General features: G+C 31.9%; 27 protein-coding genes. 11 read left to right on the top strand and 16 right to left on the bottom strand.

Annotated features, from left to right (window positions below):
- Positions 1-55: 55 nt before the first annotated feature.
- The 11 genes from Q4Q34_RS16960 to Q4Q34_RS16910 all read right to left on the bottom strand — a co-directional run bounded on the left by Q4Q34_RS16960 (position 56) and on the right by Q4Q34_RS16910 (position 10,527).
- Positions 56-1,045 carry a hypothetical protein gene (locus Q4Q34_RS16960; protein WP_303317607.1) on the bottom strand — a complete coding sequence of 330 codons (990 nt, stop codon included), beginning with the start codon at positions 1,043-1,045 and terminating at the stop codon, positions 56-58.
- A complete protein-coding gene (locus Q4Q34_RS16955) occupies positions 1,035-1,907 on the bottom strand; it encodes an HAD-IIB family hydrolase (RefSeq protein ID WP_303317606.1) in 873 nt (290 codons plus the stop codon). The genes Q4Q34_RS16960 and Q4Q34_RS16955 overlap by 11 nt, the downstream gene beginning before the upstream one ends.
- On the bottom strand, positions 1,900-2,592 hold the full coding sequence (locus Q4Q34_RS16950; RefSeq protein WP_303317605.1) for an SDR family NAD(P)-dependent oxidoreductase: 693 nt from the start codon (positions 2,590-2,592) through the stop codon (positions 1,900-1,902). The genes Q4Q34_RS16955 and Q4Q34_RS16950 overlap by 8 nt, the downstream gene beginning before the upstream one ends.
- Positions 2,589-3,311 (bottom strand): phosphoribosylaminoimidazolesuccinocarboxamide synthase, encoded by a 723-nt coding sequence (locus Q4Q34_RS16945; RefSeq protein WP_303317604.1) that lies wholly within the window; start codon positions 3,309-3,311, stop codon positions 2,589-2,591. The genes Q4Q34_RS16950 and Q4Q34_RS16945 overlap by 4 nt, the downstream gene beginning before the upstream one ends.
- A 14-nt stretch (positions 3,312-3,325) precedes the next feature.
- Positions 3,326-4,792, bottom strand: a complete 1,467-nt coding sequence (locus Q4Q34_RS16940) for a phenylacetate--CoA ligase family protein (RefSeq protein WP_303317603.1) — start codon at positions 4,790-4,792, stop codon at positions 3,326-3,328.
- A gap of 108 nt (positions 4,793-4,900) precedes the next feature.
- Complete coding sequence (locus Q4Q34_RS16935; RefSeq protein ID WP_303317602.1) at positions 4,901-5,308, bottom strand: hypothetical protein; 408 nt, start codon at positions 5,306-5,308, stop codon at positions 4,901-4,903.
- Positions 5,309-5,669: 361 nt separating this feature from the next.
- Positions 5,670-6,188, bottom strand: a complete 519-nt coding sequence (locus tag Q4Q34_RS16930; protein ID WP_303317601.1) for a hypothetical protein — start codon at positions 6,186-6,188, stop codon at positions 5,670-5,672.
- Between the two features lie 6 nt (positions 6,189-6,194).
- Positions 6,195-7,265: a hypothetical protein gene (locus Q4Q34_RS16925; protein ID WP_303317600.1), complete on the bottom strand. Its 1,071-nt coding sequence runs from the start codon at positions 7,263-7,265 to the stop codon at positions 6,195-6,197.
- Between the two features lie 295 nt (positions 7,266-7,560).
- Entirely contained in the window at positions 7,561-9,123 is a 1,563-nt protein-coding gene (locus Q4Q34_RS16920) for an FAD-linked oxidase (RefSeq protein ID WP_303317599.1), read from the bottom strand.
- 5 nt (positions 9,124-9,128) lie between these two features.
- A complete protein-coding gene (locus tag Q4Q34_RS16915; protein ID WP_303317598.1) occupies positions 9,129-9,476 on the bottom strand; it encodes a hypothetical protein in 348 nt (115 codons plus the stop codon).
- A gap of 418 nt (positions 9,477-9,894) precedes the next feature.
- Positions 9,895-10,527, bottom strand: coding sequence for a dioxygenase family protein (locus tag Q4Q34_RS16910; RefSeq protein ID WP_303317597.1), 633 nt, complete (start codon positions 10,525-10,527; stop codon positions 9,895-9,897).
- Between the two features lie 425 nt (positions 10,528-10,952).
- Here Q4Q34_RS16910 and Q4Q34_RS16905 point away from each other — a divergent pair, with 425 nt between their 5' ends.
- The 7 genes from Q4Q34_RS16905 (at position 10,953) to Q4Q34_RS16875 (ending at position 15,883) form a co-directional block, all read left to right on the top strand.
- Positions 10,953-11,876: a M23 family metallopeptidase gene (locus Q4Q34_RS16905; protein WP_303317596.1), complete on the top strand. Its 924-nt coding sequence runs from the start codon at positions 10,953-10,955 to the stop codon at positions 11,874-11,876.
- Positions 11,877-12,046: 170 nt separating this feature from the next.
- On the top strand, positions 12,047-12,586 hold the full coding sequence (locus tag Q4Q34_RS16900) for an RNA polymerase sigma factor (protein ID WP_303317595.1): 540 nt from the start codon (positions 12,047-12,049) through the stop codon (positions 12,584-12,586).
- Positions 12,586-13,137 (top strand): hypothetical protein, encoded by a 552-nt coding sequence (locus tag Q4Q34_RS16895; protein ID WP_303317594.1) that lies wholly within the window; start codon positions 12,586-12,588, stop codon positions 13,135-13,137. The genes Q4Q34_RS16900 and Q4Q34_RS16895 overlap by 1 nt, the downstream gene beginning before the upstream one ends.
- On the top strand, positions 13,118-14,203 hold the full coding sequence (locus Q4Q34_RS16890) for a hypothetical protein (protein ID WP_303317593.1): 1,086 nt from the start codon (positions 13,118-13,120) through the stop codon (positions 14,201-14,203). Before Q4Q34_RS16895 ends, Q4Q34_RS16890 begins: the two co-directional genes overlap by 20 nt.
- A 47-nt stretch (positions 14,204-14,250) precedes the next feature.
- Complete coding sequence (locus tag Q4Q34_RS16885; RefSeq protein ID WP_303317592.1) at positions 14,251-14,976, top strand: hypothetical protein; 726 nt, start codon at positions 14,251-14,253, stop codon at positions 14,974-14,976.
- Positions 14,966-15,124: a hypothetical protein gene (locus tag Q4Q34_RS16880; protein ID WP_303317591.1), complete on the top strand. Its 159-nt coding sequence runs from the start codon at positions 14,966-14,968 to the stop codon at positions 15,122-15,124. Before Q4Q34_RS16885 ends, Q4Q34_RS16880 begins: the two co-directional genes overlap by 11 nt.
- 30 nt (positions 15,125-15,154) lie before the next feature.
- Entirely contained in the window at positions 15,155-15,883 is a 729-nt protein-coding gene (locus Q4Q34_RS16875; RefSeq protein ID WP_303317590.1) for a head GIN domain-containing protein, read from the top strand.
- A gap of 194 nt (positions 15,884-16,077) precedes the next feature.
- On the opposite strand, the gene Q4Q34_RS16870 is transcribed toward Q4Q34_RS16875, so the two are convergent.
- From Q4Q34_RS16870 to Q4Q34_RS16855, 4 genes are all read right to left on the bottom strand, one after another.
- Positions 16,078-16,938, bottom strand: a complete 861-nt coding sequence (locus Q4Q34_RS16870) for a DMT family transporter (protein WP_303317589.1) — start codon at positions 16,936-16,938, stop codon at positions 16,078-16,080.
- Positions 16,928-17,842 (bottom strand): EamA family transporter, encoded by a 915-nt coding sequence (locus Q4Q34_RS16865; protein ID WP_303317588.1) that lies wholly within the window; start codon positions 17,840-17,842, stop codon positions 16,928-16,930. Before Q4Q34_RS16865 ends, Q4Q34_RS16870 begins: the two co-directional genes overlap by 11 nt.
- 65 nt (positions 17,843-17,907) lie before the next feature.
- Positions 17,908-18,360, bottom strand: a complete 453-nt coding sequence (locus tag Q4Q34_RS16860; protein WP_303317587.1) for a cold-shock protein — start codon at positions 18,358-18,360, stop codon at positions 17,908-17,910.
- A 103-nt stretch (positions 18,361-18,463) separates the two neighbouring features.
- A complete protein-coding gene (locus tag Q4Q34_RS16855; RefSeq protein WP_303317586.1) occupies positions 18,464-20,017 on the bottom strand; it encodes a DEAD/DEAH box helicase in 1,554 nt (517 codons plus the stop codon).
- 182 nt (positions 20,018-20,199) lie between these two features.
- Between Q4Q34_RS16855 and Q4Q34_RS16850 the strand changes: the two genes are divergently transcribed.
- The 3 genes from Q4Q34_RS16850 (at position 20,200) to Q4Q34_RS16840 (ending at position 23,252) form a co-directional block, all read left to right on the top strand.
- On the top strand, positions 20,200-21,510 hold the full coding sequence (locus Q4Q34_RS16850) for a sulfatase-like hydrolase/transferase (RefSeq protein ID WP_303317585.1): 1,311 nt from the start codon (positions 20,200-20,202) through the stop codon (positions 21,508-21,510).
- Between the two features lie 236 nt (positions 21,511-21,746).
- Positions 21,747-22,760, top strand: coding sequence for an L-glyceraldehyde 3-phosphate reductase (mgrA, locus tag Q4Q34_RS16845; protein ID WP_303317584.1), 1,014 nt, complete (start codon positions 21,747-21,749; stop codon positions 22,758-22,760).
- Between the two features lie 24 nt (positions 22,761-22,784).
- On the top strand, positions 22,785-23,252 hold the full coding sequence (locus Q4Q34_RS16840) for a GNAT family N-acetyltransferase (protein ID WP_303317583.1): 468 nt from the start codon (positions 22,785-22,787) through the stop codon (positions 23,250-23,252).
- A gap of 11 nt (positions 23,253-23,263) precedes the next feature.
- Here the strand turns inward: Q4Q34_RS16840 and Q4Q34_RS16835 are convergent, their stop codons facing one another.
- On the bottom strand, positions 23,264-23,941 hold the full coding sequence (locus Q4Q34_RS16835; protein WP_303317582.1) for a hypothetical protein: 678 nt from the start codon (positions 23,939-23,941) through the stop codon (positions 23,264-23,266).
- A 492-nt stretch (positions 23,942-24,433) separates the two neighbouring features.
- Here Q4Q34_RS16835 and Q4Q34_RS16830 point away from each other — a divergent pair, with 492 nt between their 5' ends.
- The gene (locus Q4Q34_RS16830) at positions 24,434-24,568 is read left to right on the top strand and encodes a hypothetical protein (RefSeq protein WP_303317581.1); all 135 of its coding nucleotides are present in this window, start codon (positions 24,434-24,436) and stop codon (positions 24,566-24,568) included.
- The last annotated feature ends 163 nt before the right edge of the window (positions 24,569-24,731 follow it).

Genomic DNA, 24,731 nt, shown 5'->3' with positions numbered 1-24,731 from the left:
TTCTAAGTTACAAAATATTATAAAACGTTCGTTATTATAAACTTATATTTTTATTCTATGCTATAATTAGGTTTTCATATTGTTTTATTAAAGCGTAATATTTTTTTGCGTTAACTATGTTCTCATCATCCTCTCCCATTATGTTTACACTAAACTTTGTAACCGATCGATGCATTTTATAGTAATTTAACAATGCATCGTTCATTGGGGTTTTACCTTTGTAATGTGATATATATTCGTTTATAAAGCTTGTGGCAGCATATGGTCTTCCAAAAAAATCGAAATCCACTAATATGGCTGCCAGATCGTCTAATAAATCTATTTTGTTATAATCTTCTTCAAATTCTATACAATCGATAAGTACAATGTTTTCACGGTCAATAAAAATATTGCCAAAGTGTAAATCGCCATGAACATGTTTTATATAATTCTGTTTAACCCTACTTTGGAATAAAGCATTATTTGCTTCTAAAAACCGATTTGAGGTCGTAATAACTTTTTGAATAAGCTCAAAACCTGCTTTTCCAATTTTTTTACAAATGCTATCTTTTAATTCTAAAACCTGATTTAACCTTGTTTCTAATTTATTAGCATTAAAATCTGAACAAACTTTAGATGTTTTATGAATTTTATAGATGTATGTTGAAAAATTTGAAAGTTCCGGCGCTTTCAAAATATTTTTATTAATACGATTAGCAAGCAAATGTGTGTCATCTAACCGTTTCATCATAACAGCATAATCAATAATATCTCCAGAGGTTACTCCAAGCTTGAATTGATTCTGATAGTAAATAATAGGGACTACTTTTAAATAAACATTTGGAGCAAACCGATCGTTTAAACTTAGCTCTTTTTTACAATAAAATTCCCTTTTTGATACATCTGAATAATCAAGAAATTTAAGTTTTAACGGTTTTTTAATTTTGAAAGCGTACTCTTTACATAATAGAATCCATGATATATGTGTTTCTATCGTTTTTTCATACCTATATTTTTGTTGAAACTCTGAAGACAGGCATAAATTAATGATTTGACTAGAATTCAACGGATTGGTTTTTTAACTGATTGAGGTAATTAACAACACTTCCCTCATCATTGCTACCAATAACAACATCTGACTTCTCTTTAATAATAGGAATTGCATTATTCACTGATATTGCTGTATCTGCCAACTCAAACATTTCTACATCATTAATACCATCTCCAAATACCGTTAAAAGTTTATCGGTATAGTTATACTCCTGTTTTATAAACTGAAGTGCATTGGATTTTGTTGCCAAATGGCTATGGACTGTTAGCCAAAACCATCCTTTTGAGTATTGATTTTCAAATAAATGGGTTTTTATGCCATGACCATTATGTTTAAGAATATAGGCCATTAATTCTTCTAGTTTTTCTTTTTTATCTATAAATGTAAAACAGGTAACCTCACTTGAAATGGCCTCAGATAATTGATCAACAGCTACCAAAATTTGATCTTTGCTGTTTTGTCGATCACATAAATACGAGTGCTCACCGTGATTTTTTAATCCATAATATAGAATCCCATCTTTATTTTTTTGATGATTAGAAATAAAAACACCAAGATTATTTCTCTCAATGATCTCAGAAATATTCTTTTTAATATTTTTTTCAATACCATTAATTTGAATGTGCTGCATGGTATTGATATCGGAGATATAAGCACCATTTAAATTAACAACAGGTAAACTTAAATGAATGCCATTTAACATATTTCGAATCGTAGTTAAATTTCTTGCACTAGCGACACTAAACAAGAGACCATCATCAATTAATTTCTGAAGATCTGCATAACATTTTGGAGCTAACCTAGCACTATTATTTAATAGTGTGCCATCCAAATCGGAATAAAAAATGGTATTGGAAAAATTAGATTGTTTATACATATTGCAATTTACTTATGCCCGATTCATTTGGTTTTAAAGGTATTGATGGACGAATTTCCAACTCTCCTAAAAGAACATCAGAATTAGAATTAACTACAGAGAAAATACATTTGCCTATGCTCTCCGGTTGTAACTTTTTATCATCATTCCCCTTAGGTCTATTATTTATTGCTCCCGCATTAATTAAAGTTGTTCTAATTCCATAATCCCTGGTTTCTTGAATAAATACTTCAACCATAGCTTTTAATGCCGCTTTAGTGCTGCAATAAGCTACACCTCCATCAAAATAATGTGTTGCAGCATGACTTCCAATAACTGTTATATAAGTTTTTGATGACTTAAAGATAGGTAAAAGTGATTTTAGCAAGTAAAAAACTGCTGAATAATTCGTTGCTACTGAATCTTCCCAATCTTTATAAGGCATATCCTCTATAAATGATAATTTTCTAACCGCAGCATTTAATATACATACATCTATACTTACAGATTCCTTAACAAGATCCTGACATCTGCCTATTATCTGATCTGGCTTGCTAAGGTCACACTTTAACTCACCAAGCCATGCTTCATTTTTTAATGTTCTGTTTAAGGATATTATTTCATAGCCCTGATCATAAAAGTATTTAGCAATCCCATAACCTGCACCACGGTTTGAACCTGTTATTAATAATACTTTTTTACTCATTTTTTTGATTTTATGTCGGCGATAAGCTGCGTCCAGGTATCAATAATTTCTTCATGGCTTTTACCCTGTCTGAATAAATCTTTATCAAGGGATTCACCATTTTCAGATTTTAATCGCATACAGTCAGGTGATATTTCTGAAGTAATACAAACTTCTCCATCATTGTTGGTACCAAAAATTAAACAAAAATCGACTAGAACATTTGGAGATAACCACTCACATAAGATCTCATTTGTTTTTAATGCTAATTTTTTCAGTAAATCTGGATCTTCTCCATAAACTTTTAAATAATCCGCAGAAATAGGAATATCTTCAGGATCAATTCTATAATCAAATTTTACAATGGGCGTTGAAAATTTATGATTATCTGGAAAAAGACCTGGATATTTTCGTTGTGTCGACCCTACTGCATAATTTTTAACGATCACCTCAAAAGGAGGGCTTGTACATTTTCGTGTCAGGTATTTATCTGTGTCTAATCGTTTAACAAATGCTGTAGGGACATCATGTTTATTTAACAATGCGACAGCCATTTCATAAAAATCCAATCGTAAATCTTGGGTTTTTTCCACCATTTCATACCTATCATAAGTAAAACTTGATAATGAAGGAATTAATTGTGCGATGTAATGTTCATTGTCATAATTATATAGGTACTTACTTTTTCCCTTAACAATAGGCTCTTCTTTTAAAGTGTTATTAACAGTTTGTGTCGTCATAATATTTAGTTTAATTATAAATTCCAATAGTCTCTTTTTTCAAAACTATGTGGTGATTTCAAGGTTATTTTAAAATTATCTGGGTTTTGTTGTATCCAGTTAGTCACTGAATCTGGTAGTTCTAAAAGTATTTTATCATATATTTTTTTTAGTACTTTATTGGAGGTTTTCGAATCCTTTTGAGGATCAAATTTTAGCTCAATCAGAATTTCGAAACAACCATCTTTTTTAACCATTTTAAACAATGGCCAATTGTTCTTGTTATTATCTTTAAAAATGCTAAATCCTGTTGATGCTCTGTTAAGTTCTTCAATGTCATCAATCGCCTTTGCGATTTCTGCCTCCCCAAAATATAAGTCTGGAGTCATTTTAACACAACGTTTTAATCGTCCTCTAAATTTATAAGCCAGTATGCCTTTATCACAGTTTACTTTAGTTACATCGACTAAATCACCAGTGCGATAACGTATCAAAACAAAACGCTGCGTAAAAGGAAAAAGGGGTGTTAATATAAGTTCTCCTGTACCCGTTTCTAATTGTTTACCTGTTTCTAAATCTATTATTTCAGGGACAACAAACGGGTCAAAATGGTACCCATCGCACTGCTGACAATATTTTGCGCCTCCAAACATCTCAGACATGGAATAATTATCACTAATTTTTACATTAAAATAATCTTCAAATTTTTTGCGTCTGCTTTTGGGAACTGGCCAACCAAAGATTGTTATTGAATTAAGCTGGTCTTTTGGAATTTCAATATTGTTTTCAGTTAAATACTGGTATAAATAACTTAATCCCATTACTGTTGTATTTAATTGACTTACTTTATTTTCAATACCATTAAAGTGAAATTCATTTTGTAGCAACCAGGCTGTACGGATAACGCCATAATCCTTAGTTAGTTCAATCATAAAATTATACCCTATACCCGGTAGCCTTAAAACAGAACCATGGTTCATAGAGCCTTCAACAATGCCAAGAGGTTTTAATTTTTCTGAATGCAACATCCCTGACTGTAAAATCGAAAAAAAGTTTTGAAGATATAATTGCTCTTCCTGAGACCTTTCAATAAGTAATGGAGGCTGGTTTGTGGTTCCTGTTGTAAAAGTTACAAAACCAAAGGTTGTGATTTCAGATAGAATCTCTGCACGATTTTGATAAAGTTCATCTTTACTTAGCGTAAGTAATCGATCTAATTTAGATATGGTCCAATTAGCATCATTAGGTATTGTTTCTTTATAGTAAGGTGTATTTTCTTTAGCCGTCCTTAAGGTAAGGTCTAATAACTTGTTTTGTAATAATTCATAGCCTTCGTGATACTTAACAGGCTCTGTGATTATATAAGAAAATAACGGAGCCAGAATCCCAGATCCTACATGATTTGACTCTAATTTTTCTGGTAATTCTATAACTTTTGATAGAAATCTATCTGGAGTCATAATGACATGGCGCTTTTCGGTAAGCAATGTTTGGTCATCCATCTGATAACTGAATTTTTTAATAATCAGATGCTCTAAGCTATTATTCCCATACGAGTAGTCTCAGGAAATAAAATACTTAGAGCATCTGGTTTTAAAATGTATGATGATTTATTTTTTCGAACTTGCAATTTCAGAAATCACACTGGCCATTGCTTTTCCAAAAATTACCGGCTCTGCTGCCGCTATTTTAGAAAAAACAACAGGTTCTGCGGCGGCTATTTCTGATAACATTGCAGGTTCAGCAGTTGCTATTTCGGCAAATAAGGATGGCTCTGCGGCTATTAATTCTCCAAGTATGGTTGGTTCTGCTGATGCAATTTCAGATAACATAGTGGGCTCAGCAGACAGTATTTTTTCCATCATTGCTGGTTCGGCAGATAGCAGTTCGCTTATTACAACAGGTTCTGCTGATGCAATTTCTGATAGAATAGAACTTTCGTTAGCCAGAGATCTGTTAACTTCGCCTGCTTCCTGCATAAAAGAATCAAAATGAGGTGTTTGTTTAGATTTTCCCAAAATAAATGAATTAGAGTTAATGATTAAATTTGCTATTAAAAACTCTTTATAAGGAGAATAAAACTACTTAAAAAGCAAGTAATTACTGTAAATATATAAAAATTATTTAAAATTATATGTTTTATAGGTATTTCATATTATTGGTTGTCTGAATTTAGAAAATTATATAAGGTTACTAAAACATGTTCAGCATACACATCCTAAACTAATCCATTTATTAAAAATTGCTTATAGCTATTTAGCGTATTAGGATGGTTACGTACACTGAACATTACAAAAAACAAATCATTTACTGTACAACATTGCATGGCGATCTCTATGACATAAAAGATAGTTTTTGTCTTTAAATTAAAAACATTAATCAATCATCTTCCCTTTCGTCTTTATCATCATTGCCTTTTCCCTTTATTAAAGCTGTAACATCTAAATTTCCAACTGTTTGTTTGTCTCTAATTAAAACTAATCTCGAAATATCCGGAGATTTTTGAAACGGAATTTGAATCGTTCCAGATTTTAAAAATGTATTGTCGTCCTTTCCTTCTTCACAAGATCTGACTAAGAGTGGGTCTGGTATCATATAATTACTAATAACTTTCCCTTCTGTGTTTAAAAGTTCAATATTAAAGTTACCTCGTTGATGCGGAAGCTTCCCTCCCACTTCTTTTAAAACGGCACGTTCATCCAATACTATAGTTCCATCTGTTACATGCACTGTTAAGACATAAAATGAATGTTCGTTTATTGAAAAATGACCTAGTGTAAATGGCGATGTGTTTTTCTCAGCCTGTTTTCTTTTTTCCTCATTGGTTTCTTGAGCCTGTATAGCTAAAACATTAGTGATGCATATTAGAGCTACTATTATTTTATATATGGTTTTCATTGTATTTTAATTTATAGCGTTATCAAGTACTGTATATGTAATTCTGGATTTACAAGGACAGTCATACTCTGTATGTGTAAGTCCAGAGGTTACCATCTGGCAATTTGATACACATAAATGATACCATCCACTAGACCCCATTTCTGTAGCATCTGATGGTGATTTACAACTTCCATAATTATTACCGGCTGCTTGAGCATCGGCTAATGTTGGCCAATTATTAGGATAATTCGTTTCTTCCCAATGTACACCACCACCATATTCATCTGCAAGATCATATAACGCATGTCCAGATTCATGCATAATCGTTCCTCTATTTTGCATTTCGGTAGAAAACAACCCTCCAGAAGCGTAGTCTCTCAAATTATTTTCATGCATTAAAACCCTTCCTTCTGCAAAAGCTAAGTTAGCATTGTTTGAAGGAACCTGATGTGTACCATCTGTGGCAATATCATCATAATCGGTAGCTGTTCCTTTCTGTTTATTAATATAAAAATTATATTGACGCCTCCAAAACCTGGTATGAGGTTCATCAAAGAAAGCTTCTTCTATGGCACCGTGGCAATTGTCATAAAAATTAGACATAGTTGTAATATCTGTGTCTGGTATAAATACAACATCAAACACATCATCAGGATCACCTTGGCAGTATACCGGTGCCGGCATATTAGTAACAGGATATGGTCGTGTTGCATAGGTTACTTCAAATGTTTTGCTTTGATCGGGAGTTGTTATTTCCCAACGATACGTTACGAGTTTGTTAGATCCATGACCACTGCTTTTTGTATGAGATAAATCACCAGAAGGACTTGTCCAGGTTTGCAATAATACATCAGAACCTGTTGAAGTGATAGTACCACTACTATTAATTGTGCTTACTTGTTCGTACAATTTTGCTGAGTCAATACTACCAGATGTCACTTTAGTGAGATTGTATGTTACTTGTTGACTACTCGTAGGGTGAATGGGCTCGTGCAAAGCTAACGTAACTGGGTCTTTTTCACAGGATGACAGGAATACTGTCATAACAATACCTGCCAGAATCGAAAACGATTGTAAGTTCTTTTTACTTTTCATATTTAGTTGTTTTGAAGTTATTAAATGCTAAAAGTCAAACTGTTAGCATGTTGTAAAATTAAACTATAACAAGAACAAACTATTAGTTTTATTCCCCTTTCAAAAGGGTGTTTTTCCTGTTTTTAATAACTGTTATTCTTGCCCATAAAAACGTGAAGTAAGGGGAAATATAAAAATATTAGGGAAGTTGGAATTAAAAATGGCAATTACCAGATAAGCGTCCAAGATTCTGAGCGCTCAGAATTCACTAAAAACATAGGTCTAACTCTGCAATATATAAGGTTGTTGTTTTATATTATGGTGCTAAACCAATCGTCTTTAAAAACTTATTTGAAAATAGCTCATACATATCTTCCGATAATAATGACTTTCTTTGTGCAATCCATTTATTAGCCTGGTTTCCATACATATGTTCTACTAATTCTGGAAATTCCCAATCACTATTTTTTCCCCAATGTAAGGTAAACGGGATGTTGTTATCCTTTAGCACTTCTATCATGCGTTTAGAAAACTTCTTTAAGCTCATAATCTTTCTGGTTTCTTTCCAAAGAACACCATCTATTTCTAACATACAAGTAATAGGAAACTTAGTAAATGCTATAGTACCTTGAGATTGCTTAACAAATCGCATGGCAAAGATCCCTGGTATGGGGCCTTCATCTCTGGTTAGTTTTCCTAAAAGCTCCATAGCTTTTGGCCCATCTTTATGATCTATACCAAATGAACAAGCAAAAGCAGGTCCTTGATAAGGTGCATCCCAGAATATTTCCTTTAGCATCCCTGTTGTTTGATCATCGACCTTTGGTAGTATAGTATTGCGTAAACGCTTTACCAACCATGGAATACTTTTAGGTAAATTTTCAGCAAGTTTAACAAATAGAAAGATAAGATCCCTATAAAGGGATTCTTTTATTACTGGGAACGGATCTGGATAAGGTTCTACATATGGTTTCTTATACATTAATTCCACAACACAATCTGGGGCATTACTATATTGGTTGATAAAGATTTTATAATGGTAGGGTGTATTTCCCTTTCCATTTGAATTCGTCTCTTCTGGAATGGTGAATGACGCATTTTCAAAATCCATGGTTTTTGCCAATTCATAAGCCGTTGTTTTACTAATCTTTTTCACATAACGTTTTAGTAAAAAAATAGGCTCTGCTTCTATAACGATTCCATGTATAAACCCAAAACCGCCTAAACCAACCATTGCTGCATGAAATAAACCATCATCTCTTATGATTCTTGCGTTTAACTTGTTAACAAACTCATTACTTAAAACTGGCTTGGAATCACGTTCTATATATACTATATCATCATCATTTGGGCCAATTATCAGATTCAATCCCACAACATAATCCTGTACAGATCCAACATCTAAAGCAGAACCATGTACTCCGGTAGAGATACAACCTGCTAACGTTTGACCATTACTTGCGCCGCTTGCTTTAAGAGACTTTCCGTTTTCTGCCAAAATCTCTGACACCTCTTTTATCGTCGTTCCACATTCAAATAGAAATAGATTTGATGAATCATAATTGGAATTAGCGTGGCAATCACTAGCATTAATGGGTAAAGAAATATTCATAAAACCATTATAATGCATTCTATCTTTATGACTCGCAATATGATTCATTGACCATGCTGATCCATAGGCACGAAATCCATCTCCATCTGCATGTGTTTCCTTTATTAAACGTTGAATTTCTTTTGCCGCATCGTTATAACGATCTAACTTTTTAGGCATGGCTCGTTCGCCTTCCAATTTAGTCTGGTAAAGAATTTTTAACGGAAAAGGTCCGTTTTTATGTAATGTATTCCATTCTTTTAAAAATTTACTTTTAGTAGTCGCCATAATGCTTAATTTGTTAATTTTTCACACACATACTTAACTTTCACTTTTCGTTTTCTTCCAAAAGTAATAGCACTTAATAAGACACCTCCAAAGGTATTACGGTATTCAATAATATTTAACTTTCCTGATTCGCAAGCTTCTTTTTCTTTGATTAAATACGTAAAATCTTCTGAACTTACTTTGATACTTATAACAGTATCGAACTCTACGACTGCCATACCTCTGTAGTAATCATCTCTATCTGAAAATGGATCAGGTTGTGGCGCACCATTTACATTACGAAATCTCACAGAATAGCAAGACGTTAAAATACAACAGAAAATAGCTATCGATAAATACTTAAATGGCTTCATTTTTAAATGATTTTAATATGTATAATTATTAATAGTTCTAATGAATGAAGCGCAAACAATGACGTTTGATAATGCCAAATTCATTAAACAAATAGCTTAACAAGTACCCAAAAAGGTAAATTGTTAGACAGTAAAGCGTATTAATAATTTTAATAGGGAGAGATTAATCACTTAATGTTTAAGCGATGGTTTAAATATAATAAAAATATTTTAGAAGTGTTATTTACTGCGAGGCATAGTTCAGGCCTACATCCTCCTATTTCTATAATAAATGAAATCTAATACGGCAGAGAAAAAGCTCCTATAGAAAAGAGCCACCCCGATTAGGATGGCTCTTTAATGAAATCAAGTTTCAAAATTCTATAAATATCTATTTTTTAAAGCTTTTTTGTAATAAACTTAACAAAACACAAATTCATTATTCAGCATAAGAGTCTATAACTTCTTTACCCAATATAATATCTCTTTTGGCTACATACAACCCTTCTTTTTTATCCAGTTTAAGAATTCTGTTACCAACATCAGCTCGTTTTACTTTCGAACGTTTATCGTTTAATAATGGATCATCATCAAAAAGGTAAGTTGCTATTTTATATTCAGGCTTACCTGGTTCTTTAACTATTGGAAGTATCTGTTTAAGTTCATTGCCATATATATATTTACCAGGAACAAACGTGTAGAATGTATAATGCCCATCTGCATCTGTTCGTATCCAGCCTCTATGACGCACATATCGTTTTTTGTTATGTCTTTTTAATTCGAAATTTCCATTCTCATCAGCTTGATGTATAAAAAGAAGCACATTCTTAGCTGGTGTTACACCATCACTTTCGTAAATAGTACCAGTAATTTTTAGTTTATTTTTTTTGGATGCATAATCTGGAATGGTATCTACATTATTCAATTGTTTTTCTGAATAATCATAAATGGGACTACGTTTCTTAAAATCAACAGGTTTTTCTTCTGATATACTCGCAGATTCTTGTGCGGTGATAGTAGAAGAAAAGCATATAAAACATACGAGACAAAAAAGGGACATTAGATTTTTCATAACACTAAAACTTAATAATTTAGGTTAAAATTAAGTCTTTCTATCCATAAAAAAATAAAAATCATGTGAACTCTTAAATTACACGATGAAATGGTTTTGAAGGTAAAATTCATCGACAAAATGTATGCTTTTTTTCAAAATCAAACATCAACTATGTATGTGTTAAAACCTTCAATATGTGGTAAAAAATTAAAAAACTACCATAAAAAAGACCTGAATGTAGTATTCAGATCTTCACAATATGAATTATTCAATAAGACTTTTGTTATTTTTTCACAATTCTTTGTGGTATATCATTTTTACAATTTAACCACGCAAAACTCTAACAGTATATTAACATGACATTTTGATATTTTTATCTAAATTCGCCCAACGAAAATTAAAAAGATAGCTCGTTTATCTTTTAGTAGTATCGAATTTATAATATGAAATTTCTAACTTCTCTCTTTTTTTTAATATTATCTATTTTTAGCTTCGGACAACATAATCCAAAATCCATTGAGTTAGTTGATTATTCAGACTTCCCTTTTGCAAAAGCAAATATTAAGATTGATGGTTCCAATAACACTAATGATTTAAAAAACAACCTCTTAGACATCACCAAAGAACACTGGGATACAACGACTTATAATCCTTATAAGAACGTAAAAGTTAATTTTCCTTTAGAAATTAAGTTTAGTGATAGTTTATACACACCACCTATTAACTTTAAAAAAGTGGTAACCTCTCGTTACGGATGGCGAAGAGGAAGAGCACACAGAGGTATAGATATTGATCTTGTTACTGGCGATAGTGTTGTATCTATGTTTGATGGTATAGTGCGTCTTGCCCATTATACCAGAGGTCATGGAAGAACAGTAGTAGTTAGGCATTATAATGGATTAGAAACTGTTTATGCTCATTTATCTAAATATGCCGTTAAAGCAAATGACACTATAAAGCATGGACAACTTCTTGGTTATGGCGGAACTTCTGGTAACGCTAGAGGGAGTCATTTACACTTAGCTGTTAATTATAAAGGAATATCCATAAACCCAGAATACTTATTTGATTTTAGTGAGCAGAATATGGTACATTCTAAAAATATCTGGGTTACTAAAAACTGGGTGCAACCAGGGCTTCACAATTCTAAAAGGCAAACAAAATTAACAGTTTTACATACTAAAGAGGAAGCTATTGCAAGTTTAGAAACTCGTAAAAAAGTTTATATCGTTAAACGTGGTGATACTTTATCCGGAATTTCATCAAACAACAATGTGTCTATAGCTTCTATATGCCGATCTAACTATATCAGGAGAACCACTCCGATAAAAATTGGTCAAAGGCTAATTCTCGAATATACATTTTAAAAGCTTAGTACTTCTTTATACTATTGATTAAATTCATCACACTATATGCTATTTTTTTGTGACAAACAGAAAAAAATATTGAGCATGCAACCCTTTACTTTTTTTGTTGTCTATAATAGTAGCTTAAATAATAGAACTATTTTTAAGGCGAACTAGAGCTAGCAGAATAATTGGATACCAATATATTATACACGCATAAATCACTTGTTGAAAAAAGCAAGTTAGGTGATAGAAATGCACAATACAAGCTGTATGAGCTATATGTTGATGCTATGTATAATATAAGTATGCGTATGATGCATATAAAAGAAGATGCTGAAGATGTTGTACAAGATAGTTTTATTGAAGCTTTTAATAATTTATCATCTTTTAGATATGAAAGTACTTTTGGGTCTTGGTTGAAACGTATTGTAATTAATAAAAGTATTAATCAATTAAAAAAGAAAAAAATCCCGGTAGTCCCTATAGAGAATCAAATGTATCATATAAAAGAGGATGCAGAAGATGTGCCTCCGGAGATAGATATTAAAAACATAATAAAAGGAATCAGATTATTGCCGTCTGGTTATCAACAGATTATAAATTTATATTTAATTGAAGGTTATGATCATGTAGAGATTTCAGAAATATTAGAGATAAGTCCCTCTACTTCTAAATCACAGTATCACAGAGCAAAGAAAAAATTAATTGAAATTGTAAAGACATTATAATGGATGATTTCGAAAAATATATAAAAGAAAACAAAGCCCTTTTTGATGTACACAAAGCAGATAAAAGTAAACTTTGGGAAAACATTGAATCTGGATTAAATAAACCAGAATCAAAAACAAAGATTATTAAATTATGGAGTAATCCACTTTTTAAAGTTGCAGCAACAGTAATTATAGCTTTAGGAGTGTTTTCAATAATTAATATCTCAATAGTTGGTGGCGCTAGCAAAAACATTCAAAATAATGTCGCACTACAAGAACTAAACGATATTAATTCACACTACAAAGGTTTGGTTGCTTACCAAGTAAGACTTGTGAATAAGAACACGCAATTATCACCTGAAGAGAAAAAAGAGTTTCTATCCTTTATGGATGAACTAGATATTGAGTATGAAATTCTTAAAGAAGAGTTGCAAAAAAATGTAGATACCGAAAGAGTTTTAGAAGCTATAGTAATTAACTACAAAAAGAGAATTGAATTAATAGAAAACTTATTAGAACAAATTAATAGTTCTAAAAAACTAGACAATGATGATGCATATACTTTATAAAAAAACAACCGTAATTGCTCTATTTTTATTGAGTTTTTCAATGTATTCTCAAGAAGTTTTAACAAAAACTATTGAAGACATATACGAGATGTCTAATTCTGGGGAACTACATCTAGAAAATAAATATGGCAACGTACTTATTAATGGTTGGGAGGAACACGATATTTCTATAAAAATAGATATTCGAGTAACGAATAAAAAAAGAGACGATGCAGAAAACCTTCTAAATCGTATTGTGGCCAATATTAAAGAGGTAGATGATTTTGTTAGTATCACCTCAGAAATATCAGATAAAAACAGTAGTCTTTTTTCAAGATATTTTAATAAGGTAAATCCTTTTGAATTTGATAAAAGTAATGTTGAAATAAATGTTACCATTTATTTACCAAGGCATGCAGAAATTGATATTACAAATAAATTTGGTGATGTTATTATTGATAATTGGGCAGGACGATTAAAAGCGAATATAGAGCATGGAGATTTGTGGATTAATGAAGGTATCCCCAATGCAAGAATAGCGATGAAGTTTGGTAAACTAAGAAGTAAAGCTATCGATTACGGAACCATTAATTTGAAAAATGGAGATATTGACATTGAATCTTCTAATAAATTACTACTAAAGACTAGTGGAACAAAAATTGAAATTGATACAGTTAAAGACCTAGAAATCATTTCAAGTAAAGATGAAATAATAATTCAAGAAGTTGAAAAAATTCAAGGGGAATTAAATTTTTCTAATGCTCAAATAGAATCTGTTGAGGAAAAAATCACCCTCGATATGAAAGTCGCCGAATTGCGTATTGCAAAAATAAATACCCCAGATGCCTACGTTTCTATAAATCAGGAATCATCAGATATTAATATTAATATATCCGATTTATCTTTTATGTTCAATGCTACATTAGAGCAAGGTTTATTGAGGCTACCTAAAACTTTTTATAATATTGAAAACAATATGATCGACAAAAGCAAAAGGATCCGGGAAATCAAAGCTGCTTACGGAAAAAACACTTCCGGTATATTTTCATTCAATGGTAAAAAAGGTATTATCGTCTTAAAAGAATAAGGTGCTTTCTTAAAAATCAAACAATCTTCAAAAAAAAAACATTTTACATGCAACCAATCATAAATTATAGTGTCTATAACTATATACAATCAAATACACCAACTATGAAATCTCTTAAAGGTTTTCTTTTATTACTATTATTTTGTTCACTGAATAGCTTAAACGCTCAGGAATCTGACGATTACATTGAGTTTAATGACCGGAAAAACACTGTACATGGTGTCTATCTAGGCTTAAGCTTTAATTATGGGACTATTGACAAAGCAGAAACGTATTCGTCTAGTTTCAAAGTCGCTTATGTTGCAAATCAGCAATTCGAAATTGGTTTTATAGGTACAGGATTTTATTCAGATCAAAACAAACTTGGGTTAGATGCCCATAATAGGGATTTAATCGGGTTTTATGGCGGGTTGCATTTAGAACCTATACTCTTTAGTAAATCTAAAGTTAACTTATCATTTCCCATACTCATTGGTGCCGGAGCTGTCGCATTTATAGAGGATGACCTTGATAATGATGATGAAATTATTATAGAGGATGATGATTGGGAACATGTTTTTGTTGTTGAACCTGGTATTAATGTACTTTATAATATTAATAGATATATACAACTTGAGGCTGGAATAAAATATAGGTTTTCTAGCAAAGTAAAATTTCAACCTGAATATGATTTAACCCGTATAAATGGTATTTCAGGAGGTATGGGAATCAAAATAGGCGTATTTAATATGGGAAGAAATCGCTACAAAAAAAAGATAAAAGATGGCATCTAAGAAAAAATCAAATCGTATGAATGCACTATATGTACATTCTAAAGACAGTAAAGTTTATCTAAAAACGGATAATGAAGCGAACGAATGGTATCCCATTAATTTTCAATGGATTCCAATCATAGATTTAAACAAAAACATGAATCAGTAACACAAATTAAACATCAATCAATCAATCAAAATGAAAACGAACAGACTATATATATTATTAATACTTTTAGGGTTTATTATATCATCGTGTAGTGTAGATACCATAAGAGTAGATGCAGATGATGAAGTGATCTATAGAAATGTATATATTACCGATTACTCATCAATAGAAATAGCCAATGGCTTTACAGCCTATATCACATTTTCTGACACTGAAGAATCTATTAGAATAGAAGCTAACGAAAATTTACACGACCATATCATAACATCTAAAAGAGATGATGAATTGATTGTACGCCTTAGAAATCATCTTAATATTAGAGGAAGAGAGACACTAAATGTATATATTACTACGAAGTATATTAATAATTTTACTGCTACAGCAGACTCTCAAATTTATCTGGAAAACACTTTAATTGAAGATAACGCAAAAATAAAAGTAACTGCAGATAGCTTTTTCTCAGGTCATGTGGATGCTAATTATTTAGAACTTAAAACTACAGCCGATTCAAATGTTGATTTGTCAGGCTCAGTAAACATTTTAAACACATACCTTTCTGCAGATGCCAAGCTTTCTAGCTATGATTTAGAAGTTGAAGATTTAAAAATAAAAATGTCTGCCGATTGCAATGCCAATCTAACAGTCAATAAAACGATAGATATTGAAGCTGTAGCAGATTGTACATTACGCTATAAGGGCAATGCAACAGTTATTTATGAAAGTTTAAAAGCGGATTCGAGACTTATTAGAATCAATTAATACATGCTTTTCGTATCAGGTTGAGTGCTGTTAAAGTACTCAACAAGGCGAAATGTATACATTTTAAAATCATTTTGAGCGGAGAGAGGCATCGTATTTGAGTAAATTCATGATGATTACTCAAATTCCATAAAATTGTTCTTTGTTATTGATTATGTGATGTCTTTCTGCTTAAAATGATTAGAATACAAATACTATTCATGCTTCTCTTTTCGCTTTAGTTTCCCTTTATATAAGATATTAAGGACCAATCCTGCAATAATCAATGCAATGCCCAATAAGCTCCAAAACGTATAAATCTCGCTAAAAATAAATACCCCAAACAAAACAGTGTAAAGAACCTCCAAATATTTAAGTGGAGCCACAACATTTGTAGCTGCAATTTGAAAAGCTTTTGTCATAAACAATTGTCCATAATACCCAAAAGCGCCTAACCCGGTTAGCAACACCCATTCTATGCCTACAGGTGTTGCCCAGTTATTTATAGAAAGTATCCCTCCAACTATCGTTGAAATTACCATAAAATAGTTAACCACCACTACTGGATGATCTCCTTTTCCTATTTTGCTTATTGTTATATATACTAGTCCACTAAAAACAGCAGAAATAACAGCTAATAAAAGACCATAGCTGTTCAATTCCGTATCAAAACCTTTTAAAATTAATACGCCTATAAAAGCCACGGTAAAAAAGAACCATTGCCAAGGTTTTACTTTTTCGCGCAGTAAGAATACGGCAAAAATTGCTGCAAAAATAGGAGCTATATAGCGTAACGAAACCGCTGTACCGATTGGTAGATGCTTGGTAGACATAAAAAAGAAAGTCATTGAAATAACCCCTACTACCCCTCTAATAATCAAAAGTTTTTTCTGGTTTCCAAAAATGGAAATCTTATTTTTAAGTAGAAAAGTAAACGTAAAGATTAGAGACGTTATCGACCTAAAAAAAACAATTTGATATGCATTAATATGTACCAATTGTTTCACTATAGCATTCATACAAGCAAATGCCAATGTGCTAATAAGCATAAATTTTATGGCGTTCTTAACTTCCAATAGTTCGGGTTTTAATTCTTTTACGTGAAGTAATAAAGAAAACACCTGTTAAGAGAATGCAAGCCGCGATAATGGTTTGAGTGGTAATCGTTTCATCAAGCACATACCAACCCAGGATTATAGCAACTATAGGGTTTACATAAGCTGAAGTAGACGCTTTCTCTGTAGAAACAACCTTAAGTAAATAATTAAATGCTGTAAAGGCTATCACGCCCCCAAATACAATTAAAAAAAATATAGACCACTGTACTTTTGGGTTCCAATCTATAGGTGACACCCAATTTTCATTTAAAAGCAAGCTTATTACTATTAAAAACCCGCCAGCAATACTCATTTGGTATGCTGTACTAACAAAAAAGTTTGATGGTAAATCTGCCTTAGCAACAAATACACTGCCATAACTCCAGGCTAAAACACAGGTAAAAGCCATGAGCATACCTATCAAACTTTCATCACTAGTAATGAGTTCCTTTTGACTTACCAAAAGATACATTCCAATAATGCCTAGTGCAACACCAATTAAAGATTTTGGTTGCATCTTTTTACCATCTATAAGCCTCATAAGTAATAACACAAAAAGTGGTTGAGTAGATGCTTCAAGAGCTGCAAAGCCACTGTCTAAATATTTTAGAGCCCAAACAAAAACACCGTTGCCATACACCAAAAACAAAAACCCAGCTATAGTACAATTAATAAATTGCTTCCTGCTAATAGATAGCTTAAGCTTCATAAACTTAGCTATTATGAATATAAGTGTACCTGCCACAGTAAAACGTATGGAGGCTACAAAAAATGGAGGTATTTCTGTTACAGCTATTTTATTGAGAAGGTAGGTAGATCCCCAAATAACATAAATAGCAAAAAATGCCAAAATAATAAGAATCGTTTTTCGCGATATACTCATTTATGCTCGTAATTAGAAATAACAGAATAACGAAAAACTATCTTGAAAAAGTAAAGAAAAAGATCTTAAATCTTTTTCACTCGAACCGCATTCATTCCTTTTTGACCGCGTTCTAACTCGTAAGTAACTTTGTCATTTTCCTCAATAGGTTCAAGCAATCCACTAACGTGTACGAAGTATTTTTCTTGATTTACACTATCAATTATAAAACCAAAACCTTTAGAATGGTCAAAGAATGACACTTTTCCTTCTTTGTTTGCTGGTTCTTCCTCTTCCCTATCTTCTTTCTTAGGGATTCCTAATTCAATACTTTCGGCTTCAACTTTCTCACGCATCGCAGGATCTGGCGGCGTGTCTGTTAAGTTGCCATTAAAGTCTACATAAGCAAATTGAATGCCTTGTGGGTTTTCTTTAGCTTCAGCTCTACGAGCTTCTTTTCTTTTTTGCTTTTCTTCTCTTTTCTTTAAGCGTTTTTTTTCTTTTTCAATTTTGTTAAAAGTTACTTGAGATTTTGCCATAGTTTATTTTACAGTGCTGTTTTAATGTGAATAACTAAAAGCAAAGATACGCCTTATTTTAAGGATGTTGTAATAATTTTAGAAGTAAAATTATATAAGACCTCTATTCCTCTGGCGGATAGCCATGAATAGCTTCAAAAACTTCATCGAAATTTGAGCGTAAATACGCGTTTAGTTTTTTTCTATAATCGCCTTTTAACCACTCAACAAAATTATAAGTACTCTTACTTATACACTTTGTATATCGCTGTATTCTAAAATCGATATCGTCTCCCAGCATTTTTGCTAATCCCAATGCATCATAAACATCTTCACTGTTTTCAATACATATTTTGGCATGCTGTTCTATAGAACGTTCTAGAACAACTTTAGAGGACTCACCACCTCTAATAGATTCTATGTAAGTTCTTTGTATATCGAAATAAACTTCTTTGGATTTAGAAAATTCTTTGCGTAATTCATCTGGCATTTCATACCTGAAGTTGCTTTCTAATTCCTCATCACTTAGAATAGCATCTAAATAGTAATTTGGAGATTTAAAAATACGTTGCCAATCTAAGTTATCACCCCAGGGACCAAATCGATGAAAATTATTTCCTAAGTCAATCACACTAAATGTATTCTTATCTTTTAAAATACGAGACCCACGACCAATCATTTGATAATAAAGCGTCAATGATTTAGTGGCTCTATTTAAAATAATACTCTCTACAGTAGGTTCATCAAACCCAGTGGTTAAAATACTTACCGATGTTAAAATAGCATCAGGTGTGTTTTTAAACCATTTTAAAATAAGTGCTCGCTCCTTTTTAGTGTTTGTATTATCTAAATGAGCTACAGGGTATCCAGCTCTTCTAAAGGTATCGTAAACATGTAAAGACGTATTAATTCCGTTATTAAAGATCAATGTCTTTTTCCCTTTAGAACGTTCTTCATAAGCTTGTAACAATTTGCTAAGCATATCATTATCTGTATACAAATCTTCAGAAGATTTCACTGTATAGTCACCATTAGCCCCAACCACTAACGAGGTTAAGCCTACATTATAAGAAAACATTTCAGCGCGAGCTAAAAACCCATTATCTATTAAAGATTCTATACTTTCACCTACAATTAATTCATCATAATTATCGGTCATTGGTAGCTCTATACTAGAACTCAAAGGTGTTGCTGTAACTCCTAGAATAAACGATTGACTAAAAAATTTAAAGAGCTTGGTAAATGAATTGTAATGCGCTTCATCAATAATTACCAGACCAATATCAGAAATATCCAACTTATCATCTTGTAACCTGTTATTTAAGGTTTCAACCATAGCCACAAAACAACTATAATCTGCTTGGTCACTTAAATCTGCCTTACTATCAACAACCTTGTTCAACACACCAAACTCTGTAAGCACATTAGAGGTTTGTTTACATAATTCAATACGGTGTGTCATCACCAATACCTTTTTCTTATGATTTTTAAGATATTGTCTAACTATTTCAGAAAAAATAACTGTTTTTCCTCCACCAGTAGGAAGTTGATATAATAAATGGTAATCATGAGGTGACTCATCAAAACTCTTAAAAATTTTATCTATGGCTCCTTTTTGGTAGCTATATAAGTCTTTACCAGCTTTTCTTTCTTCTAATTCTGTTATTGAAATGGACATCCCTATAATTTTGTGACGTGCAAAAATAACATCTTTGTGGGGTTTATCAAGAATGTTTAATAGTAAAATTATAAATGATTATTTTTCCTACTGAAAATGAATTAGTTATAAGACAGATTAAACTTATTCGATTTTATTCTGTCATAGATAACATAACCATATATAATTAAAACGCAATACTCATGATTCGATATATAGTAATTAGCTTATTAATACCATTATTCTTTTCTTGTGATAATTCAGCAGACATCATTGATAATATAGAAGAAGACGTTCCAGAAATCACTCAAAACACAGGACCTAATATTTTACTAATCATTGCGGACGATATGGGTTTAGATGCCACTCCCGGTTATGATATAGGAACAATTAAACCCAATATGCCTACACTTCAAGGTTTAATGAATTCTGGAATTAAGTTTACAAATTTATGGTCTAATCCAACATGCTCACCAACTAGAGCATCTATTTTAACAGGGAAATATGGGTTTAAAACCAATGTACTTGCTCCTGGTGATGTATTATCGACTTCCGAAACGTCATTACAAAATTATATAGACACAAATACAAACACATCATATAACCACGCCGTTATTGGTAAATGGCATTTATCAAATAACGCAGCGCACCCTAATAATATGGGTATAAATCATTTTGCTGGTCTTTTAGGTGGTGGTGTTCAATCCTATTGGAACTGGAATCTAACAGAAAATGGAACCACAACACAATCAACAACATACACCACTACTAAATTCACAGATCTGGCTATTAACTGGGTTGCAGAACAAACTACTCCTTGGTTTTTATGGTTAGCTTACAATGCACCACATACGCCATTTCACTTACCTCCAAACGATTTACACGCCCAAGGTGTTTTACCATCAGATCAGGCAAGTATAGATAGCAATCCACTTCCCTATTATATGGCTGCCCTTGAAGCTATGGATAGCGAAATGGGCAGACTAATCAATTCAATGTCTGAAGACGAAAAAGAGAATACAGTTATCATTTTTATAGGCGATAATGGCACTCCAAATCAAGTTGTTCAAGAACATGTTTCTACAAGAGCAAAAGGAAGTGTGTATCAGGGTGGTGTTAACGTCCCTATGATTATTGCTGGAAAAAATGTGGCGCGTATCAATGAAACAGAAGATGCGCTTATAAACACGACCGATTTATTTACTACCATAGCCAATATCACAGGAGCATCTACTACTGAAATTCATGATAGCAAAAGTTTTAAAGAATTACTTTCAAGTACAAATAATGTGGAAAAGAGAGCTTATGTGTATGCCGAAAATGAAGATATTACCATTAGAAACAACACGCATAAGTACATTTATTTTGATGATGGCTCTGAAGCTTTATTCAATTTAGGTAGTAATCCATTGGAAAGACCAAACCTTCTAAATGCTAATCAATTACCTTTAAATGCTAGTGATTCTGATATAAAAGATGAGTTAACTACTGAATTAGCTAAGATTAGAAATTGATTTTTTATTCACATCTAAGTACTTTTTAAACATGCTTTTCTTACTTTGAGTAATAAGTAAAGGTTGTCTGAATAATTCTAATTTACGGAAGCATTATTTGTTTTCATCCCTGTCTGTCAGTTAGTCACAACCAAGTCTTGGTTCTTGGTTCTAACAGCAAAGCGGTCTTATGCCTTCAATAGTATATTAACGATATAATTTATACATTTACAGCTTTATTTTTAGTTACTCAAAATATGCAAATCAACGATAAATCCGGAACAACAAATTATCAAGCTTCAAACCAGAGATATGACACCATGACTTATAAAAGATCAGGAAAGAGTGGTGTGCTTTTACCTGCAATTTCTTTGGGACTATGGCACAACTTTGGCTTTGTTGATAATATACAAAACGGAAGAGATATTATTAGATGTGCTTTCGATTTAGGTATTACACATTTAGATTTAGCTAATAACTATGGTCCTCCATACGGATCTGCCGAAGAAAATTTTGGTACTATCTTCAAAAAAGATTTCAAACCTTACAGAGATGAATTATTTATAGCAACAAAAGCTGGTTACGATATGTGGCCAGGTCCTTATGGCAATTTAGGATCGAGAAAATATTTAATTTCTAGTTTAGATCAAAGCTTAAAACGTATGGGATTAGATTATGTTGATATTTTTTATCATCATAGACCAGATCCAGACACACCATTAGAGGAGACTATGGGAGCGCTGGCCGATATTGTACGTCAAGGTAAAGCCTTATATGTTGGTATTTCTAATTACGAACCTAAAGACACCCAAAAAGCTGCTGAAATTCTTAAAAATTTAAATGTTCCCTTTATTTTACATCAGGCGCGTTATTCTATGTTCGATCGCTGGGTAGAAAATGGTCTTTTAAATACTTTAGAGCAAAATGGTGTTGGCTGTATTGCCTTTTCTCCTTTAGCACAAGGCTTGTTAACTGAAAAGTATTTAAAAGGTATACCTGAAGGATCAAGAGCTGCGAAAGACCTCACCTATTTAAATGTAGATACTGTAAATAGTAATATCGAAAAAATCCAACATCTAAATACCATGGCCCAGGAACGGGGACAAAAATTATCGCAAATGGCTATTGCCTGGATTTTAAGACAACCGCAAGTGGCCTCCGTTTTAATAGGAGCTAGTTCGCCAAAGCAATTAAAAGAAAATATAAAAGCTGTAGATAATTTAAGTTTTTCTGAAGATGAGTTAAAACTGATTGATAAGATAGTTTCCTAAATTTAATCTGTAAATTTTGATTAAGTGTTAGAAAATGAATCTATTAAGCTACTAGAAACTAAAATCGAGAATCTTGCAGAGATTATTGAAATAGAGAAAAAATACTCTCAATTTATTAGTCAGTATAGTATAGCTCAACATAAAGAAGTCATCACTAATAAAGATGAAAAACACCTTTCCATTTTTAATACATATGATAATGCCCTTATTGGCTATGTGATACTGGCTGGTTTATTAAATAAAAATCACACCATAGAATTCAGAAGAATTGCGATATTAAAAAGAAGTATGGGCTATGGAAGTATGACTATTAAATTAATAAAAGCCTTTTGTTTTAAACATTACAAGGCTAAAAAAATATGGCTTGATGTCTTTACAGACAACGAAAAGGCTATTAGATTATACAAAAGAGAAGGTTTTGTAAAAGAAACCGAGATAAAAGCACCAAATGAAGAAGGGCGTTCTGTTTATATGATGTCAATAACAAGGTAAGTACCACTCTCCTATTCCTTTACGACAATAATAGTTGCTTTTACACCTGTAGCCAGATTCCAACGATTAGAGGAAATTAAATTATCTTGGTCATCTACAACCCTAAATTCAGCGGTATTTGGTCCTGACTCTCCTTGATTTAAAGCTAAAAAATCTATCTTATTAAATCCTGGTTGCAAATCGAGTTTAAAACCTTTAAAACCGCCTGTTAAAAATACTCTGGCATGAATAACATCATCATTTACCAAAACCTGAATAACATCACCATCAACATAACCATGATCTCTATAGACCACATTTACAAACTTAGCTTTACTTTTAAAATCACCAAAATATTGATCCGTTGTACTACCATTTTTCAATTCTAATTCTTCCTTACTTAATTTTAAGTGATCCAAACTTTTATTCAGTCGCTTATCGTAAAGTTCTCCCGGATTGCCAAATTCCTCACTTGGGAACATCGAAAACTCTTTTTTAGGCATATTAAGATTTACAGAAGTTCTAGGCGTATTTATATTATTAATAGCAGTGTTTTTATTAATGGGTTTGGATGGTAATAATGGCTTTACATCAACAGAATCTTTACTTTTAACTGCAGGAATGGCGATAGACTTCTTTTTCGCATCAATCTGAGCATAAGTTGATAGCGAAAAAAGAAGGAGTATAAAAAATGAAAAATAACGTCTCATTTGTATCTATTATTCCATTGAGTTAAGGCATAAATATATTTCAAAGATATTTTTTTATCTGAAAATATATCTACTCTATTTAATATTTTGTATTCATTTAACACAATAACCATTCCTAAAAGTATTTTAAAAGTCTAAAAAATGTGCTATAGCTTACTACTACCCTGCCTAAATTGTTAAAATTTGTTAATTTATTACTTTGTTATGCATAGTACTGTAACATTTTTTATTTGTGATCGTCTATCTAGTATAAATCAACATATGCTGAATTTATTTCAGTATCAAAAAACGACAATTATGAGAACATTAAACAACAATCAATTAAGCGGAACATTAACTGGAACTAAAAGTAACAAATGGAATAATAAAAGACGCTACAGATAGGTAGCGTCTTTTAAATCAAAATTTTCATCAATCAATCAATCAATCAATCCGTACTGAACTTACTTGTGCTGAACTTGTTTCAGTATCTCAGTATCAAATAATCAAAAAATGAGATCAACAACTAAAATATCGAGATGCTTGAATCTTATAACTCAAGAAAACTTGCTTACAGATAACATTATACCAAATCCTAATTATTCACATGAGGATGACTGGAAACGGTTAAGACGTTATGTTTATTAAAAAGCCTATACTGAGCACAGCCGAAGTACTCAGACAGACATTTCAATCTTAACTTAATGAGATTGAGCTATAGTTTTTAATGGCATTTCGACTTTAACTTGTCTCAGCCTTGATAACTAAATTTAACTATTGTTAAATAAAAATATAATTATAAGTAAAATTA

Source organism: Flavivirga abyssicola (genome assembly GCF_030540775.2).
Taxonomy (GTDB): domain Bacteria; phylum Bacteroidota; class Bacteroidia; order Flavobacteriales; family Flavobacteriaceae; genus Flavivirga; species Flavivirga abyssicola.
The sequence above is the reverse complement of the archived record's forward strand: the minus strand, read 5'-3'. Positions and strand labels throughout refer to the sequence as shown.

What these genes read in the sequence shown, in the direction of transcription:
- Q4Q34_RS16955 (WP_303317606.1), bottom strand. Translation starts at nt 1,907, where the DNA reads ATGTATAAACAATCTAATTTTTCCAATACCATTTTTTATTCCGATTTG.
- Q4Q34_RS16950 (WP_303317605.1), bottom strand. Translation starts at nt 2,592, where the DNA reads ATGAGTAAAAAAGTATTATTAATAACAGGTTCAAACCGTGGTGCAGGT.
- Q4Q34_RS16945 (WP_303317604.1), bottom strand. Translation starts at nt 3,311, where the DNA reads ATGACGACACAAACTGTTAATAACACTTTAAAAGAAGAGCCTATTGTT.
- Q4Q34_RS16940 (WP_303317603.1), bottom strand. Translation starts at nt 4,792, where the DNA reads ATGGATGACCAAACATTGCTTACCGAAAAGCGCCATGTCATTATGACT.
- Q4Q34_RS16930 (WP_303317601.1), bottom strand. Translation starts at nt 6,188, where the DNA reads ATGAAAACCATATATAAAATAATAGTAGCTCTAATATGCATCACTAAT.
- Q4Q34_RS16925 (WP_303317600.1), bottom strand. Translation starts at nt 7,265, where the DNA reads ATGAAAAGTAAAAAGAACTTACAATCGTTTTCGATTCTGGCAGGTATT.
- Q4Q34_RS16920 (WP_303317599.1), bottom strand. Translation starts at nt 9,123, where the DNA reads ATGGCGACTACTAAAAGTAAATTTTTAAAAGAATGGAATACATTACAT.
- Q4Q34_RS16915 (WP_303317598.1), bottom strand. Translation starts at nt 9,476, where the DNA reads ATGAAGCCATTTAAGTATTTATCGATAGCTATTTTCTGTTGTATTTTA.
- Q4Q34_RS16910 (WP_303317597.1), bottom strand. Translation starts at nt 10,527, where the DNA reads ATGAAAAATCTAATGTCCCTTTTTTGTCTCGTATGTTTTATATGCTTT.
- Q4Q34_RS16905 (WP_303317596.1), top strand. Translation starts at nt 10,953, where the DNA reads ATGAAATTTCTAACTTCTCTCTTTTTTTTAATATTATCTATTTTTAGC.
- Q4Q34_RS16895 (WP_303317594.1), top strand. Translation starts at nt 12,586, where the DNA reads ATGGATGATTTCGAAAAATATATAAAAGAAAACAAAGCCCTTTTTGAT.
- Q4Q34_RS16890 (WP_303317593.1), top strand. Translation starts at nt 13,118, where the DNA reads ATGATGCATATACTTTATAAAAAAACAACCGTAATTGCTCTATTTTTA.
- Q4Q34_RS16885 (WP_303317592.1), top strand. Translation starts at nt 14,251, where the DNA reads ATGCAACCAATCATAAATTATAGTGTCTATAACTATATACAATCAAAT.
- Q4Q34_RS16880 (WP_303317591.1), top strand. Translation starts at nt 14,966, where the DNA reads ATGGCATCTAAGAAAAAATCAAATCGTATGAATGCACTATATGTACAT.
- Q4Q34_RS16875 (WP_303317590.1), top strand. Translation starts at nt 15,155, where the DNA reads ATGAAAACGAACAGACTATATATATTATTAATACTTTTAGGGTTTATT.
- Q4Q34_RS16865 (WP_303317588.1), bottom strand. Translation starts at nt 17,842, where the DNA reads ATGAGTATATCGCGAAAAACGATTCTTATTATTTTGGCATTTTTTGCT.
- Q4Q34_RS16860 (WP_303317587.1), bottom strand. Translation starts at nt 18,360, where the DNA reads ATGGCAAAATCTCAAGTAACTTTTAACAAAATTGAAAAAGAAAAAAAA.
- Q4Q34_RS16855 (WP_303317586.1), bottom strand. Translation starts at nt 20,017, where the DNA reads ATGTCCATTTCAATAACAGAATTAGAAGAAAGAAAAGCTGGTAAAGAC.
- Q4Q34_RS16850 (WP_303317585.1), top strand. Translation starts at nt 20,200, where the DNA reads ATGATTCGATATATAGTAATTAGCTTATTAATACCATTATTCTTTTCT.
- mgrA (WP_303317584.1), top strand. Translation starts at nt 21,747, where the DNA reads ATGCAAATCAACGATAAATCCGGAACAACAAATTATCAAGCTTCAAAC.
- Q4Q34_RS16835 (WP_303317582.1), bottom strand. Translation starts at nt 23,941, where the DNA reads ATGAGACGTTATTTTTCATTTTTTATACTCCTTCTTTTTTCGCTATCA.
- Q4Q34_RS16830 (WP_303317581.1), top strand. Translation starts at nt 24,434, where the DNA reads ATGAGATCAACAACTAAAATATCGAGATGCTTGAATCTTATAACTCAA.